9 protein-coding genes are annotated in these 16,859 nt (G+C 45.0%); 4 read left to right on the top strand and 5 right to left on the bottom strand.

Annotated elements, in window-relative coordinates:
* The first annotated feature begins 45 nt into the window (after positions 1 to 45).
* Positions 46 to 1,449, top strand: a complete 1,404-nt coding sequence (locus ABF638_RS15500) for a collagen-like protein (protein WP_435023635.1) — start codon at positions 46 to 48, stop codon at positions 1,447 to 1,449.
* A 3-nt stretch (positions 1,450 to 1,452) separates the two neighbouring features.
* Here the strand turns inward: ABF638_RS15500 and ABF638_RS15495 are convergent, their stop codons facing one another.
* The gene (locus ABF638_RS15495) at positions 1,453 to 2,013 is read right to left on the bottom strand and encodes a nitrate transporter (RefSeq protein WP_181931226.1); all 561 of its coding nucleotides are present in this window, start codon (positions 2,011 to 2,013) and stop codon (positions 1,453 to 1,455) included.
* A gap of 1,008 nt (positions 2,014 to 3,021) precedes the next feature.
* Here ABF638_RS15495 and ABF638_RS15490 point away from each other — a divergent pair.
* Positions 3,022 to 5,361 (top strand): response regulator, encoded by a 2,340-nt coding sequence (locus ABF638_RS15490; RefSeq protein ID WP_435023633.1) that lies wholly within the window; start codon positions 3,022 to 3,024, stop codon positions 5,359 to 5,361.
* Between the two features lie 90 nt (positions 5,362 to 5,451).
* Here the strand turns inward: ABF638_RS15490 and ABF638_RS15485 are convergent, their stop codons facing one another.
* Both ABF638_RS15485 and ABF638_RS15480 read right to left on the bottom strand, forming a co-directional pair.
* Positions 5,452 to 8,583: an efflux RND transporter permease subunit gene (locus tag ABF638_RS15485; protein ID WP_435023631.1), complete on the bottom strand. Its 3,132-nt coding sequence runs from the start codon at positions 8,581 to 8,583 to the stop codon at positions 5,452 to 5,454.
* A gap of 5 nt (positions 8,584 to 8,588) precedes the next feature.
* Complete coding sequence (locus ABF638_RS15480; RefSeq protein ID WP_435023629.1) at positions 8,589 to 9,272, bottom strand: cobalt transporter; 684 nt, start codon at positions 9,270 to 9,272, stop codon at positions 8,589 to 8,591.
* A gap of 130 nt (positions 9,273 to 9,402) precedes the next feature.
* Here ABF638_RS15480 and rppA point away from each other — a divergent pair, with 130 nt between their 5' ends.
* Complete coding sequence (rppA, locus tag ABF638_RS15475; RefSeq protein ID WP_435023681.1) at positions 9,403 to 10,110, top strand: two-component system response regulator RppA; 708 nt, start codon at positions 9,403 to 9,405, stop codon at positions 10,108 to 10,110.
* The gene (gene rppB / locus ABF638_RS15470) at positions 10,107 to 11,495 is read left to right on the top strand and encodes a two-component system sensor histidine kinase RppB (protein ID WP_435023627.1); all 1,389 of its coding nucleotides are present in this window, start codon (positions 10,107 to 10,109) and stop codon (positions 11,493 to 11,495) included. Before rppA ends, rppB begins: the two co-directional genes overlap by 4 nt.
* A gap of 41 nt (positions 11,496 to 11,536) precedes the next feature.
* Here the strand turns inward: rppB and ABF638_RS15465 are convergent, their stop codons facing one another.
* Both ABF638_RS15465 and ABF638_RS15460 read right to left on the bottom strand, forming a co-directional pair.
* Positions 11,537 to 14,416 (bottom strand): NHLP bacteriocin export ABC transporter permease/ATPase subunit, encoded by a 2,880-nt coding sequence (locus tag ABF638_RS15465; protein WP_435023625.1) that lies wholly within the window; start codon positions 14,414 to 14,416, stop codon positions 11,537 to 11,539.
* 22 nt (positions 14,417 to 14,438) lie between these two features.
* Positions 14,439 to 16,664 (bottom strand): NHLP family bacteriocin export ABC transporter peptidase/permease/ATPase subunit, encoded by a 2,226-nt coding sequence (locus tag ABF638_RS15460; protein WP_435023623.1) that lies wholly within the window; start codon positions 16,662 to 16,664, stop codon positions 14,439 to 14,441.
* Positions 16,665 to 16,859 lie beyond the last annotated feature (195 nt).

The raw sequence follows: 16,859 nt of genomic DNA, 5'->3' as shown, positions 1-16,859 counted from the left end.
AGCGTCAGGAGTAGATAATTCAACTAAAGTTTTAGGTGTAACTAGATGCACAATGGTTTTAGGAGTAAGCTACCACTACTGCTGACATTTTGCTTATTTACTAGCTTTTTGCCTGCTTCTGGTTCAGTTTTATGTCCAGCCGTTGCCTCTGACGAATACTATAAAGTAGCCAGAAATTATGGCAGAGATGGACGCACAGGAACCGATGGGCGATCGGGTAGAGATGGTAGCAGCGGTGAAAACCAAAATATTTTTGTCAATGGTTCACCTGTAAATCTTGATTTGTCGGGTAAAGATGGTGAAGACGGGGAAGACGGGGAACATGCTGATCGTCCTGACTGTGGTTATCAACGTAATCGCGTCAGCCACGACATAAACGCCCCCAATGGTGGTAATGGTGGTAGTGGTGGCAAAGGAGGAGATGGGGGAAATGGTGGTTCCCTCACGGTGTATTACAGTAATTTGGCAGACTTACGGAACATTTCCGTTCGGGCAACTGGTGGAGAAGGCGGACGCGGCGGTAGAGGTGGCAACGGTACGCAGGGTTGTAACTGTCACAGACGGAGTTGGGAAGTGAAAACCTGTAAGGGAACTCCCGGTAGCCCTGATTACAAGTGTACTGAGAAGATTTATCGATGTAGCGACGGTAGCGATGGGCGAGATGGCAGCGATGGTAGCGATGGTAGCCAAGGGCGCTTAGGAATTTTGAGTATTGTGAATAGCAAGGAAGCTTTGGCAGCGGATACTCCAACTGTGCAGCTAGCAATTTCGCAACTGATAAACAAACAGGTTAACCTCTCGAAGAATAAGTGGAATATTCGTAAAGGGGCAACTTCTCTACTTGCGCCTGGTGCTGCGATCGCTGATGATTATCGAGAGTTTGAACAACGTCTAGAAGAGGCTTTTCAAATAGTTTGGCAAGAAAGACAACCCATTACCAGCTTTGGTAATCAAGCTGTAACACTAAATTTAACTGATAACAAACAAGTAGAAATTACTTTTCCTGAAGAATTATGGGTTGAAGGTAACACCAAAAGTGATGCTAACTTAACAACATTTACCGTTAACCATGCTATTCCCAAAAAAGATGTTACTCGGTTAGCTGTGGCAGAGTTTGCCGATGCAGGACAAAACCTCAACTTAAAAATAGTTGATTTGGCAGCAAAGTCTGATGCTATTAATACTCAGTTTCGCGTGAAATTCCGCGCCCAGGATAGCTTGCACGGTTTTTCTGGCTACAAAACTGAATATGAAGGTGATATTCCCAACGAACTTGTGACTCGTGACTATAACCGTTTTACTCTAGCTTTGGGCAAGCTGAAAATTCCTGATGAAGCTTTACGCCCTGGTATCAACGTTAATATCGAAGTCGTAGCAACTCGTTCTTTGGGAATACGTTCTGCGAAGCAAACTATTAGCTGGCAGGGTACAATCCGCAAGCCTAGATAAAGTTTAGGAAGATTTTTTCCCATCTGAAACCATTTGCGAGAGAATATAGGCTGCAAAATCTAGTAACTGATCCAGCATAAAACCAATAATCCCGATGTAGATAATCACCTGGATTATGTAATCAGCATTGCCAGCTTTATAAGCATCCCACAGGGTAAAGCCAAGTCCTTTTGGCCCTGTTAACATTTCTATGGCAATAACTATAAACCAGGCTACCCAAATGCTAACTTTCAAGGCATGAAATAGATGAAATATAGCTACTCGAAAGTTGTTATTCTGTCTCTTAAAATGCCGCATACCTATTGCAGTATTAATAATCATCGTCCAGAGAGTTCCCAGGAAAACTACTATAATAGCAGCCGATTCACTCTCTTGAAATGCTATTAAGGCAATAGGCAGCAGAGCTATAGGAGGGATACTATGTGGTATCTGAAATATCAGCCTAAATAGCTGATATATCATGCTATTCATACCTATGAAATATCCGATAAAGCTACCCAATACGGCTGCTGGAATGTAACCCACAAACAACCGTTGTAAGCTAGCTAAAATGTCTAAAAACATATTATTTTCTCTGCCTCAGTTCTCATAAAAACATTTGGGAAATACTGCGGCAATAACATAAAAAGTGTATTTAAATACGCTTTTTATTTGATTGGCAAAAGATTTTTATATCTTCTCCTCCTTGATAAATAATCAAAAAAAACTTAGGTATTATTACGATGAGATAGTAGTAGTACAAAGAAGAGGTAAAACTTTGATTTACTAAACTTTATCAGAAAAGCAAATGGTGATTAGTAAATTAAATACAATTTCCAGAATTTACTTGCTTGGTTATTGTAATAAGTCTAAACATGTATCCCTCTTCTGTCACTCTCCGGGAGGGCGATCGCTAGAAGCCTCATGAGGCAATCAATACAAGCTATACTATTAGAAAAAAATAGGTCTTGTATTTGTTATTAGAAAAGAATCGCGCAATCGCTTGCTATACAAAAACTCTAGATTTTAGAAAAGTAAAATGTTTTCGGAGAGTGACAGAAGAGGGATACAAGATTTCATGCTAAATAAAGAGCCAAATTTGTTATTAGCAATACAGAATATCTATACAATGGGTAGATGAATGTAAAATCCCGGATTTATCACCACACCTCTTAAAGCCTGCGCTTGTGCAGGGGAGAAGTAATGAGTAATGAGTAATGAGTAATGAGTAAAATTTCTTACTTCTTACTCATTACTTCTCCTCTGCTCCATCAAACGCCTTAAGCTTGTGAGAAATGCGGGAAAATGTAATATAGTTCAGTACAGTTTTTTTGTGAAGCTGATTGCACAAGCAATCCAACCAGTTTGCGGTGAACCGGCTTAACTGCATTGCGGGAAGAAAATTGTACATCGGGACTTACGGCAGCTAAATCCGCCCGCAACGATTTAATATTATTGATGGCTTATTGATAAGCTGCGATCGCAGTTTCGATTTTGCCTTGTGCTTTCGTTACCCGTCCAATTGCCACTGCCAGCGATAGGCAATATCACCAGCATTGATTTGTTGGGCTAGTCCTAGTGGAGTAAATTGCTATGAGAATCTTGCTGATTGAAGATGACGAAATTTTAGCGAGTGTTTTGTTGCAGTCTCTTACCCAACAACACTATGCTGTTGAAATCGCACGAGACGGACAAATTGGCTGGGAATATGCCCAAAGTACGAACTACGACTTGATATTAACAGATGTTGGACTGCCGAAACTCGATGGCATTACTTTATGTCAGCGCTTACGTTCTAGTGGCCGTTCCACTCCTATTTTGTTGATCACAGCAAAAGATGAAACTAGCGATCGCATTCGTGGACTTGATGCTGGAGCAGATGATTATCTCATTAAACCTTTAAATTTGGGAGAACTCCAAGCAAGGGTACGCGCTTTGTTACGTCGCGGCGATACTCCCCGTCCTCCAGTGCTAGAAGTTGGGGCATTGCGTTTAGATCCAAGTATTTGCGAGGTAACATACGATAATCAGGTTTTGGATTTAACACCCAAAGAATATAGTCTGCTGGAGTTACTACTGCGGAATCCATTGCGGGTTTTTAGTCGGGGAGATATTATCGAACATCTCTGGACTTTTGACGATCCACCCCAAGAGGAAACTGTTAAGTCCCATATTAAGTGGTTGCGACACAAGTTGAAAGTAGTTGGAGCCGTTGACTGGATTGAAAATGTTTATGGTTTGGGATATCGCTTAAAATCCCAAAAAGCTACTAGTAGAAATAGCGAAAAAATAACTCAAAAAAATCCCGATCAGAATTCCTCCATACCCGATACTTCCTCATCCGTTGAACAGCAATTTAACCAAGCAATGAGTGGGTTGTGGAGTCAATACCAAGGGCTAATGACACAGCGAATGGAGGTACTGCAACAAGCAGCCTTAGAACTCTCTAGCGGCACACTAACTATAGAATTACGTAAATCGGCAGAACGGGAAGCGCACAAGCTAGCTGGTGTTTTGGGAATGTTTGAGCAAGAAAAAGGTACTCAAATAGCGCGGGAAATCGAACAAATTTTAGACAAAGATGAAGAGTTATTATTAGCCCAAAAACACCAGATAATATCGCTAATCCAAGAGTTAGGCAACTTGTTAAACCCAATGGTAGAAAAAGTAGTTAATCAAACTGCTACCTCGATTGGGGAAGAGATAAATCCGAAGTTACTGCTGATTGACCCTGATTTACAACTGGGTTCACAGTTGCAACAACTGGCATCTTCTATAGAAATGCGTTGGCAACAAATAACAACGTTAGAAGGTGTAAAAAACTTCTTGCAAACCACATCACCAGATTTAGTAGTACTGAATGTAGATGAGATCGGACAGCGAGAAGAAAGTTTGGCACTAATGTTGGATTTAGCGACACACATCCCTCCTGTACCTGTTCTGGCGCTGGCTGTCACCGATCAGCTAATGGATCGCGTGACTTTGGCTCAGTCTGGGGCGCGGGGTTTTCTCGTCAAACCTGTCACAGCAAATCAAGTTTGGGAAACTGCGTCTCAAATATTGCAGTTTACCCGCTCTTTAACAGTAAATGTATTAGTAGTTGATGATGATCCACTGATTTTAGCAGCACTAGGCCCAATGTTAGAACCTTGGGGAATGCGAATGACCGGATTGGACGATCCCCGACGTTTTTGGGAGGTATTGCAATCTACTGCACCAGATTTGTTGATTTTGGATGTGGAAATGCCCCAAATCAGTGGTATAGAACTTTGTCAGGCAGTTCGCACAGATCCGCAATGGCAGGAATTGCCAATTGTATTTCTGACGGCTCATCGAGAGATGGAAACGGTGCAGCAAGTGTTTGCTGCTGGGGGAGATGATTATGTAGTTAAACCCGTTGTGGGGGCAGAACTGCTGGCAAGGATTACCCACCGCCTAGAACGCAGCCGCCTACTACAGTCGCTCTCTACCAAAGACCCCTTAACCGGACTAGCAAATCAGTTACAGTCTAGCCGCGACTTACAGCACCTGATTGTTCAAGCCGAGAAAAATCAGCAATCGGTTTGCTTAATGATCTTGAATATCAGTGATTTACGTCAAATTAATATCCAGTATGGCCATGAGGCTGGTAATCAAGTATTGCAACGATGGAGTCGTCTATTCCAATCGGCATTTTGCAGTGACGAAATATTGGGATATTGGGGTAATGGAGAATTTGTGGTCGGAGTTTCTGGGTTTACTGAAACAGAACGGCTTGTGGTCAAACATCGCCTCAGTGACATTTTAACCAAGCTCCGCCAGCAAGTCTTTACAGCTCCCAATGGCGATCGCTTCCAGGTAACTTGTAATTTTGCTGTGGTTGAGTATCCTAATGATGGACTAAACATCCAATCTTTATACCAAGTTGCTAATTCCATGCTGAAGCAGAACTAAGGGACTTCTAGCTAAAAAAATATCTCATCGTTGTGGGAGCATGGGGGCACTTAGCTGGGGGCAGGGGGAGAAAGAAAAATCACAACATCGTTATTCGTTTGACCATATTTGGTTAACCAAAACGGGTTTCTGTTTAGGCATCAACTGTTTGCCAAATTTGGCGTAGAGAGCAGGAATAACCAATAAAGTCAAAGCTGTAGAAGTAAATAAACCGCCCAAAACTACAATTGCTAAGGGTTGCAGAATTTCATTGCCGGCTCCACTGGCGATCGCCAAAGGCAGCATCCCTAGTGCGGAAGTGAGTGCCGTCATCAGAATGGCGTTCACTCGTTCTAGAGAACCGTTGACAATCACATCTTTGAGGGGCATTCCCTGAGCAAATTTATTGTTATAGTTGTCTACCAACAACAAGCCATTGCGGACAGCAACGCCAAATAGGGTAATAAATCCAATCAGAGAAGCGATCGAAATCACACCGCCACTCAAAGCAATGGAGATAATACCACCCACCAAAGCCAAAGGCAGATTGAGCATGATGGTGATCGTGGCGGAGAGCGATTTAACGGAGAAGAACATCAACACCGCAATCACAATCGCTGCCAAGATACTAAATACCAGTAGGTTATTAGTAGCACGCTGCTCTGATTCAAACTGTCCACCGTACTGGATGAAGTAGCCATTAGGGAGTTTGATTTTCTGTTGAATTTGGGATTGAATATCGCTGACAACACTTCCCAAATCGCGCTCGGCAACGTTTGCCGAAACAACTATCAGCCGTGATACATCTTCCCGATTCACAACATTCGCTCCCATGCCGTAGTCTACTTTGGCTACAGCACCTAGCTGGATAGTTTGACCAGTAGGGGTAGTGATGGGAATAGCGCGAATGGCATCTAAACTATTGCGGGCTTTCTCTGTCAAGGAGATAGAAATATCAATAAGCTGCTGATTTTCTGCCACTTGCGACACCACACGACCATTTAAAGCAGTTTCCACCACGTTTGACAACTGCTCCATACTCAATCCATAGTTAGCGGCAGCCGCGCGATCATAATGAATTTGTACCTGACGAATGGGTAGTTGGGGTTCAAGCTGCAAGTCTACAACGCCAGCGATGGGCTGAATTACATCTCGCACTTGTTCGCCAATCTTCCGCAGTTCAATTAAATCCGGGCCAAAGATTTTGACAGCGATCGCACTTCTGACCCCCGACAGCACTTCATCCATGCGGTGAGAAATAAATCCACCAATGTTAGATGCCACACCAGGCAGTTTATTGAACTCTTGCCGCAATTGTTTAATGCTGGCTTCGCGGTCTTGGAGGGCGCGATCGCTCAATTCTACGTCCACATGAGCCATACTCACTCCCGCCCCGTCTGCATCTCCTGGAGCGCGTCCTGATCGCACTTGCACCCACTCATACAAAGGATTATCTTTGAGCGCACTGGACAGTGCTATCCCAGCCCGATTGGTCATATCTAGGGAAACACCCGGAAATAAAACCATTGAATTTACCAATGATTTCTCCTGAAATTCGGGCAGAAACACCCGTCCCAAGGAGGGAACGATCGCAAAAGCAGCAACCAATGCTGCAAGTGCTACACCGAGAATAATTTGGGGCGATCGCAGCGATAGATTTAACAATGGACGATACAACCGTTCTGCCCAACGGGAAACGAATGTACCTTCTTGCGGTAGGGTTTGGTTTGCCAGCAGAATTGCACACAGGGCAGGCGAAAGGGTCATGGCCACCAAAGTAGACGCGCAGATTGAGAGCAAATACGCCAAACCCATCGGTGCAAAAATGTTGCCTTCAACACCTGTCAAACTAAAAATTGGTGCAAACACGACCACAATGATCACCGTGGAAAAAATCACGGCTAACCGCACTTCCACTGATGTGTCATACACCACCTCGAAGGGATGCTTCGGGTTGCCTTGCGCCTGATTAGTTCGCAGTCCCCGATAGCAGTTCTCCATGTCCACGATTGAGTCATCCACAACTGAACCAATGGCTACGACTAAACCGCCCAAGGTCATGGTGTTAATGCCCAAGCCAAAAGCTTTCATGAACATTAAGCCAATTAACAGTGACAGAGGAATTGCACTCAGAGTAATTACGGCGGTGCGCCAATTCATCAGAAATAACAGCATAATCACCGACACGATGATGATGCCTTGAATCAGGGAACTGCTGACATTGGCAATGGCAGTATCAATAAAGTTAGACTGCCGGAATGTTCGCGCCACTTGCACATCAGGGGGAAAGTTTGCTTGCAAGGATTGCAGCACCGCTTCTACTGCTTTTGTTACTGTGGGGGTATCGACATCAGGCTGTTTGTTAATCATCATCACCACAGCCGGCTGCCCATTAAAACTAGCATCCCCCCGCTTTAGTGCCGCACCCGTTTGTACTTCCGCCACATCTTTGAGCAAAATCGGTTTCCCATCTTGCACCTTCACCACAGATTGCTGTAAGTCTGCAATTGATTTCACCTGCCCAATGCCGCGCACTAACAGTTCTTGACCACCACCAATTAAGAATCCACCAGGGGCGTTAGAATTTGCGCCTTTGGCAGCATTGGTAACTTCGGTCAGCGAAACATTGAGCGATCGCATTTTTTCTGGATCAACTAACACTTGTTCCTGCCGTTCATCCCCACCGTAAACGGTGACTTGGGTGACTCCCGGCACAGATAAAATTTGATTGCTCAGGGTAGTATCCACCAGACGGCGCAAGTCCATTAGCGAGGTTTTCCCCTGCCCATTCACCGTAAAGGCATACTGTAAAATCGTACCCAACGGCGATGCTAACGGTGAAATTTCCGGCGGATGCACCCCTTCAGGTAACTGATTTGTTACCTGCTGGAGTTGTTCTGTCACTGATTGCCGGGCTTGATAAATGTCGGCATCCTGGTCAAACACCACCTGCACCATAGACAGTCCGACTTTGGAGGAAGAACGCACCGTAGTCACCCCCGGCAAACCATTCACCGCGCTTTCAATCGGCACGGTAATTTGTGATTCCACTTCCTCTGGAGCTAGTCCAGTCGCTTCGGTGTGAATATCCACCTGGGGGGGCGCAAATTCGGGAAAAACGTCCAGTGGCATCTGAGTGACAGTGAACACTCCCCACACCGTGACTAAAATCGCACAGATAACTATGAACCAACGCTGGGTAATTGAGTTTTTGAGAATCTGATTCAGAATGGAGTTAAACATCTCAATTAAACGCCTCCCTTGTTCTTGCGATTGCCTGCGATAACAGCGATCGCTCCGCCCACAAGCACGACTCCACCACCGACTCCTGCTAAGATACCCATCGGCAATCCACCACTTGCCTGTTGTGTGGTGTTATGGCTATGGGCAGTACCCTGATTGTGTGCCTGTTGATGTTCAGCTTCCGTTTTGGGAGTGGCACTTGCAACTGGACTGGGTGCTGTATTGGCGGTTTGGGTGTTGGGAGTGGCACTCGCTACTGGACTGGGTGCTGTATCGGCGGTTTGAGTTTTACGCGATTCAGCATAGAGCGACAAACTACCTTGGGTAACAAGTTTTTCGCCAACTGATAATCCTTTGGTAACAGTGATCAGTTCGCCTTTGGTCGCGCCAGTTGTAATTTCCACTGGCTCATAAAAAGTCTTATACTGCACAAAGACTAGCTGTTTACCGTTGGCATCAACCAGTGCCGTCACCGGAATCATCACAGCAGATCCAGATTTGGCAGAGGAGGCGATCGGTGTTACCACAATACCTAACAGTTGATCGGTTTGGGGAGTGACTTTCACGCGATTAATGCCGCCCGTTGCTTGAAATTCATCACCATGTCCAACGTGACCAAATACAACTGTGGGCGCACTGATAATTAAACTGGCTGCCAGAATGGAACTCATTAGCATAAAAGGTTTCATAATCTCTCCTCACAATGGATACCGGGTTAAACAAAAGTTCTCCATAGTTTGCCAAAGGGCAGATGAAATCCAGGTGAAATGGCAGATGTTTTTGTAAGATCAGAGCTTCATGGTTGATTTCCTTGGAGCAATGCGAATTTTACTGGTGGAAGATGAAGCGGATTTGGGACTGGCAATCAAGCAAGTCTTAATTAGCGAAAGATATGTCGTGGATTGGGTAACAGATGGTACTCAAGCATGGCTGTGCCTGGAAAGCCAGTGGACAGACTACACAGTTGCTATTGTTGATTGGCTACTGCCGGAAATGACGGGATTACAGTTATGTCAGAAGCTCAGACTACATCAAAATCCCTTACCAGTGCTGATGCTCACAGCTTTGGGTCAGCCAGAAAATCGTGTAGCAGGGCTGGATGCGGGAGCTGATGATTATTTAGTCAAACCGTTTGTGATGGAAGAATTGCTGGCACGGTTGCGGGCCCTTCAGAGGCGATCGCCTCAACTACAACCGTCTACCCTGACTGTTGCAGGTTTTACTTTAGATACAGCAAACAATGTCCTACGAGTAAATTCAGATGGATCTACGTCCCTAGTCATTCCCTTAACCACCAAAGAATTTCAGCTGCTCATGTATTTGATGCAGAACCCCAATCGCATCATTCCCGGTAGTAAATTGCGTCATCAACTTTGGGACATGGATGAAGAACCGATTAGTAATGTAGTTGCGGCGCAAATGCGCTTACTACGTCGGAAGTTAGCAAATCATGGCTGTCCCTGCCCTATTGAAACTGTTCCCGGTGCTGGCTATCGCTTTAACTCTCAAGTTGATTCTCGGCTATGAATAGCTACTCACTTTTTCGGCGCAGTCGTCTACGGTTAGCCCTTTGGTATGCCGGAGTCATGGGCGTGATTTTGAGTGTTTCTGGCTTGGGGATGTATCGCGCAATGGTACAGACAAACTGGGCAGCAATGGAGCGCGAAATTGAATCAATTGCTGGAACTTTACACGATAGCGTTGAACCACTGTTACCGCCTTCCGAAGAACCGACTGCTGTGTTGCAACAAATTTTTCCCGATCTTTGTTTAAGTGGACAACCTTGCAAGGCTACCCCGACGCTGATTCAACGGCACACCATCGGCATTAGCGATCGCACCACATATTATATTCGGCTGTTCAATCATCAAGGGAAACTCCTGGCTTTTTCACCCAATCAACCCCTATCTCTGCCACCAACTCTCAACCGCACTTCATGGCAAACCTTTCGCACGGCTAACGGCATTCGCTATCACCAATTCACCACGATTTTGCATAGTGCCAATACCCATGATCTAGCTGATGAAGCCAATGCTGATTCATCCTGGGGCTATTTGCAAATTGGGCGCACTTTAGAACATTTTGATGCGGAAATCAGCCGAATTCAATGGATTATGGCGATTGGTTTGCCTATTGCTCTGAGCTTGGTTGCTACTTCCAGTTGGTGGCTTTCAGGATTAGCAATGCAGCCAATTTATCAGTCCTATCAACAACAGCAACAGTTTACTGCAAATGCTGCCCACGAATTGCGATCGCCCCTCGCCAGCCTGTTGGCAACTGTAGAAGCTATTCTCCGCATACCGCAATCAAATCAACAAGATATGCAAATGATGCTTCATACTGTTGAACGGCAGGGGCGAAGGTTGAGCCATTTGATCGCTGACTTACTCTTGTTGACCAGTTTGGAGCAAAATTCACTTGAGCAATATTTAGGGGCAAAACCTTTTCAGCCCTGTTGCTTAAATGATTTGGTGAGCGATTTGACCGAAGAATTTTTAGAGCTGGCCACTGCTGCTGATATTAACTTAACCTGCCAAATTCCCACTTGCGAGGTTTATGCTCTAGGTAACGAATCGCAACTTTACCGTTTAGTGTCAAACTTGATTGCCAATGCCATCCAGTACACACCCAGAGGGGGATATGTAACTGTTAGCTTAGTCAAGAGTGATTACACTGCTGTCATTGCGGTGAAAGATACGGGTATTGGGATTGGGCTTGCTGATCAGGAGCGAATTTTTGATCGCTTTTACCGTGTTGATGGCGACCGCTCTCGTAAAACCGGAGGCACAGGTTTGGGGCTAGCAATTGCTCAGGCGATCGCCCAAAAACATCAAGCGATTCTGAAAGTCGAAAGTCAGGTGGAAAAAGGTAGTATTTTTACGCTAGAGATGAAAGTTTTATCTTCTAAATAATATAGTTTGAATAAATTGGATAATTTATTTTTTTGAGTTCCTTAAAGCTCCCCTTCTAACTGTTGGGCTACCAGTCTGGCAAATAACCCACCTTGGGCAATCAATTCCGAAAAATTACCTACCTGCACGACATGACCAGCGTCGATAACATAGATGCGATCGGCATTACGAATTGTGCTGAGGCGATGGGCAATTACCACTCTGGTAGCATTTAACTTAGCTAAACTTTCAGTCACAATTGCCTGAGTGCGGTTGTCTAAAGCACTGGTCGCTTCATCCATCAAGATAATTTTAGGCTTGGAAACAAGCGATCGCGCAATCAATAATCTTTGCCGTTGTCCACCTGAAAGATTACTACCACCCTCAGCGATGATCGTATGCATTCCCATTGGCATTTGCTTGATATCATCAGCAAAGCCTGCCATCTGTGCCGCTGACCAAGCTTCTTCTAGGGAAACCAAAGCACCGGCGGTGATGTTATCAAAAACCGAGCCAGTGCCGATTTTACCATTTTGCAGTACCACTCCTAACTGTCTTCGCACAGCCTGGAGTTCCATCTCTGCTAAGTCTTTGCCATCATAATAGATGCTACCTGTCAATGGAGTTTCAAACCCCAATAACAACCGCAATATCGTTGATTTTCCACTTCCAGAAGACCCAACGATCGCTACAAATTCCCCTGGTTCGGCATGGAGGCTGACATCATTGAGGATTAAGCTGCCATTTTCCGAGTAGCGAAAGCTGACACGATTTAGGGCAATACGACCGTTTAATTGACCGGGGTTAACCTTGGTTGAGTCATATTCAGGCTGCGATCGCCAAATCGGTTTTGCTCGTTCCCATATTGGTACAATACTCCAAATTTCCGATACAGTATTGCTCAGGTCAATTACTCCTTTGATAAAAATCGCCAAAGCATAGTTAAAAGCAACGAATGTACCCAGTGTTAAGCGTGTCTGCATCAACAGCATGGCAAACCCAAACAGCAGTATAGAACTTACCAAAGGGAGTGCTTCGTTAAATACAGAAATACCATCTTTAATCTCTTGCCAACTTGCCTTCAGCCGGATCTGCTGGCTGTACTTTTTTGCCCAAGCTGCAAATGCGCGTTCTTCTGCCATTGTGACTCGCAGTTTGGCAACACCGTTAATTAGTTGGACGGTGAGTCCCTGAATTGCACCATTGAGTTCTTGCTCTTTTTTCGATTTCTTCACCAAGAGGAAACTTGCAACAGTCGTAACCACAGCGGCAAAGATTGCTAAACCCACGCCCACAAGCGCTAGTTGCCAACTGTAAATAAACATCAGCACCAAGTTGAATAAGGCAAAGACTCCACTTAACAACGTCCGTTGGGTAGCACCACTGAGTTTTTGATGAATTTCCCTCACCGCCATGACGCGGTTAACCAAATCTCCAGAAGTGTACTGACGAAAAAAGCTAGGACTTAATCTGAGTAACCGATCCCAAATGGCTGGCTGCAATATGCTATCAGTGGCGCTTTCCACTCGTAGGGTAATAATACTTTGGGCAACTTGAAAAGCTAACTGTCCAAAGGCGACTGCAAACATAACCAATCCGATCTGCCATAGCAAAGCGCGATCGCTATCGGGAATGGCATTATTGATTAAAATTGCTGTTGCTTGTGGTGCAACCATTCCCAATATTGTGCCCAGCAGCCCTACCACTAAAATACTGGCGATGTCTTTTTCATAACCCTTAACCCCAAACCGCAGTAGGTCGATGGCCTTGAGCGCAACTTGGGGTAACGGTCGATACAGAACGTAAGCTAATGGTGACAGTGTTTTTGCTATTGATTCATTTACAGGTGTCCGAGTCCGCGCTACGGGGTCAAAGATCACATAATCTTGATTATTTGTAGGTAACAACGCCACTGGGCGCTTTTCCAACTGAGTATAAGCTAACATCGCCCCTTGGTCTTGATGCCACCAGCCATCTGCTAAAGTTACACGACGGATACGAATTTGTGATGCTTGCGCGATCGCAGCTACAGGGTCTTTAATAGAATTCAAATCCTCTGCTGGTGGACGAATCTCTATCCCCAGCGATCGCCCGACTGCACCAAATGCTACCAATAAGGGCGGCCCTTCCTGAGAAAAAACCGCCTCCTGCTGTGGCTGCAATACTGTTGCTAAGTCAGAGAGTGCCCCCTCTATTACTTGCTGATTAAATTGCTCACGTTCCTGAAATCGCCGAAATTCTGCTTCTGCTTCTTTATTTGCCAGTAAACTGAAGTAGTAAAAGAAATAAGTATGCAAACTGGCTAAACCTGCCAAGATTTCCTCGGAATTTTCTAAATCTGCCGTTGGCAACACCTGTCCGATAACTGCATTTTCTGCCTCCAGCCACATATCACTCGTGAGCGGAAACGCTGATGAGGCAGAATTCAAGGTTAATTCCTCAACTCCCATCCAGTGAGTATTGCCTTGCTGCAACTTCACCCATAGAAGTGTTTGTTGCCTCCACTGTAGCGTTTCACCGGGCGATAATGAAAAATCTCGCCCTAATGTCTGCACAAGGTTTAATGGCGTAGTCAAAACTGTTTGCTGGGCACTAAGAGATTGTCCTAAATGATTTACCCAACCTTCTAAAAATTCTATGGCTTGAGAGTCAGCCGCCGCGATTCTCTTAACCAAATCAACCATTGACATCTGGCATAATTGGGTGGGTTCAATTGCGATCACTACAAAATTCCATTGGCTTTGTGCTATTACTTCCGGTAACAAGACTTCACCAGCATTGACATGAAACAGATAGCGGCGATGCTCCTTTAGTAAACTGTTCTTAACTCTAGTGGCAAACACCGCCAATGTTCCAGACTGCACTATCCAGAATGTTTCTGAGTCATTCAACAGTACTGGTTCGTTTGCTTGAAAGGAGTACAGTTTAGAAGAAGAATTCACCTGCGGGCTACTCATTACTCAACTATGCCTCTGCCGCGTGAAGTAAGCGAACATAAGTTCCGCCTTGCTGCCATAATTCCTCATGGGTTCCACGCTGCACGATTTTACCTTGCTCTAGCACAATAATTTCATGGCAATCGCGAATTGTGCTGAGGCGGTGGGCTACTACAATACAGGAACAACCACGCTGTTGCAAGTTACGGTTAATAATCAACTCCGTTTCGGCATCCAGGGCGCTGGTTGCTTCATCTAATACTAAGATTGTGGGATTTCTCACCAAAGCGCGGGCAATTTCTAAACGCTGGCGTTGTCCACCACTAATATTCATACCGCCTTCAATTAACTCAAAGTCATATTTTCCAGGCATAGATGCGATCGCATCATGAATCGCTGCATCTTGGCAAGCCTGCACCAAATCGGCTTCTGGTACAGTTGAATCCCAAAGAGTGATGTTTTCGCGCACAGTGCCGGCAAATAAAAAGATATCCTGTTCAACCATTGCCAACCAGTTAGCCAAAACAGAACGCTTAATTTGCGATCGCTCTACACCATCAAAGCAGATTTCCCCATCCCAAGGTTGATAAAGCCCGCAAATTAATTTAGCAACTGTAGATTTACCAGAACCACTTCCCCCCACAAGCGCTATTCTTTGCCCTGGCTTAACAGTCAAGCTCAAATTCTCAATCAACGGAGGTTCTACACGACTATAGCCAAAAGTGACATTCCGTAACTCAACATTACCCTGTAATTGCCAAAGAGATGAGGAAGTAACTTCTCCCCCTGCTCCCCCTGCCTCCCCTGCCTCCCCTGCTCTCCGCCTCCCCTCCACTTCCAAATCAACGGGATTTTGCAATACATCATCAAGGCGGTTTAAATCAGCTTCTAAATCTTGGAGTGTACTACCGAAATTAACGAGGCTATTAACTGGCTCTAAAAAACTCAGTGTTAAACTTTGATAGGCGACCAGCATTCCAATACTGAGATTGCCCTTCATTACCTGTAAACCACCAACCAGCAAAATAGAAGCTGTGGCTAGGGCTGTCAAAATTGTGGGTAATGTGGTGAGAATTTGAGTTTGTAAGCCTAATTGTTGTTGGGCGTTCATGGCTTTAGCGTAATAACCCGCAAACCGAGCAAATAAATCTGACTCCAGCCCTGAAGCTTTGATGGTTTCTATGGTTTGGATGCCGCTAATCGTTACTCCACCCACCTTGCCATATTCCTGGGCTAGGCGCATATTTGTATCTACACGAGTTTGCGATAAAAATAATAGGGCGAGAATGTTGATTAAAGCAAAACCAACTGCGATCGCACTCAGCAATTGATCATACTGAATCATAATCAGCAGGTAAAATATCATCATCACCGCGTCAATTACTGTAGTTGCCAAAGGCCCTGAGAGTACTTCTGCCACTCGGTCATTCAGTTGCACCCGACTACTGATTTCCCCAGCAAACCGTTGGTCATAAAACCCAATTGGCAATCGCAGGATATGCCAGAGAAATTGTCCTGATGTGCTGACTGATAACTTAACCATTAATCGCCGCAGGTAGGTAAGCCGCAGTCTAGCAAGGAATGCCCGCAATAAAGTAGTAATTAGCATTCCTAACAGCAAAGGTCGTAACCAATCTTGCCTATCTTGGATTAAAATCTCATCGATAAATACCTGAGCAAAGGCTGGCACAGCTAACCGAGGCAGTGTTAGCAATAACCCCGCAAGCAAGCAAAATAAGATAGTAACTCGTGAGTTTTGTAAGCGGCTACTTAAAGCAGAGACAATGTGATTTTTTTTGCCTCCCTTCTGAAAATCCGCTCCTGGTTCCATTGTCAGCACAACACCCGTGTATGCGCGATCGAACTCTTCCCAACTCACTGTTCTCCGACCATTGGCAGGATCGTTGAGGTAGACGCGTTTTTTGCTATATCCTTCTACTACGAGAAAATGGTTAAAATTCCAAAAGGCAATGTAGGGGAGACGGGTAGTTTTGACGTTTTCTAGAGACAGTTTTAAACCTTTAGCATTGAGTCCATAGTTTTTGGCAGCTTTGAGGATATTAAAAGCTTTACTCCCATCCCGCGAAACACCGCATTCTTCACGCAGTTTAGCCAGTGGCACAATTCGGCCGTAATAGCTCAGAATTATTCCTAAAGCAGCCGCACCACATTCGACCGCTTCCATTTGCAAAAGTGTAGAAGTGCGGACACGATTTGGTTTAAATTTTGGAATTGGGAATGGGGCATAGGGCATAGGGCATTGGTATTAGAACTTGAAAGTTGAGCCTCTGAGGGTGAAAGTTGAGCTTCTGAGGGTAGAAGTTGAGCTTCTGAGGGTTAACCCAATACGGTTCGGATAAGGTTTATTGATGACACGCCCTAGATCGCAAAGACGCGATAAATCGCCGTCTCTACAAAGGACTCATTATTGTAGAGACGGCGATTTATC

It is taken from the genome of Nostoc sp. CALU 1950, from assembly GCF_051172895.1.
Lineage (GTDB): Bacteria > Cyanobacteriota > Cyanobacteriia > Cyanobacteriales > Nostocaceae > Nostoc > Nostoc edaphicum_A.
This window is presented reverse-complemented; position numbering and strand designations above follow the sequence as displayed.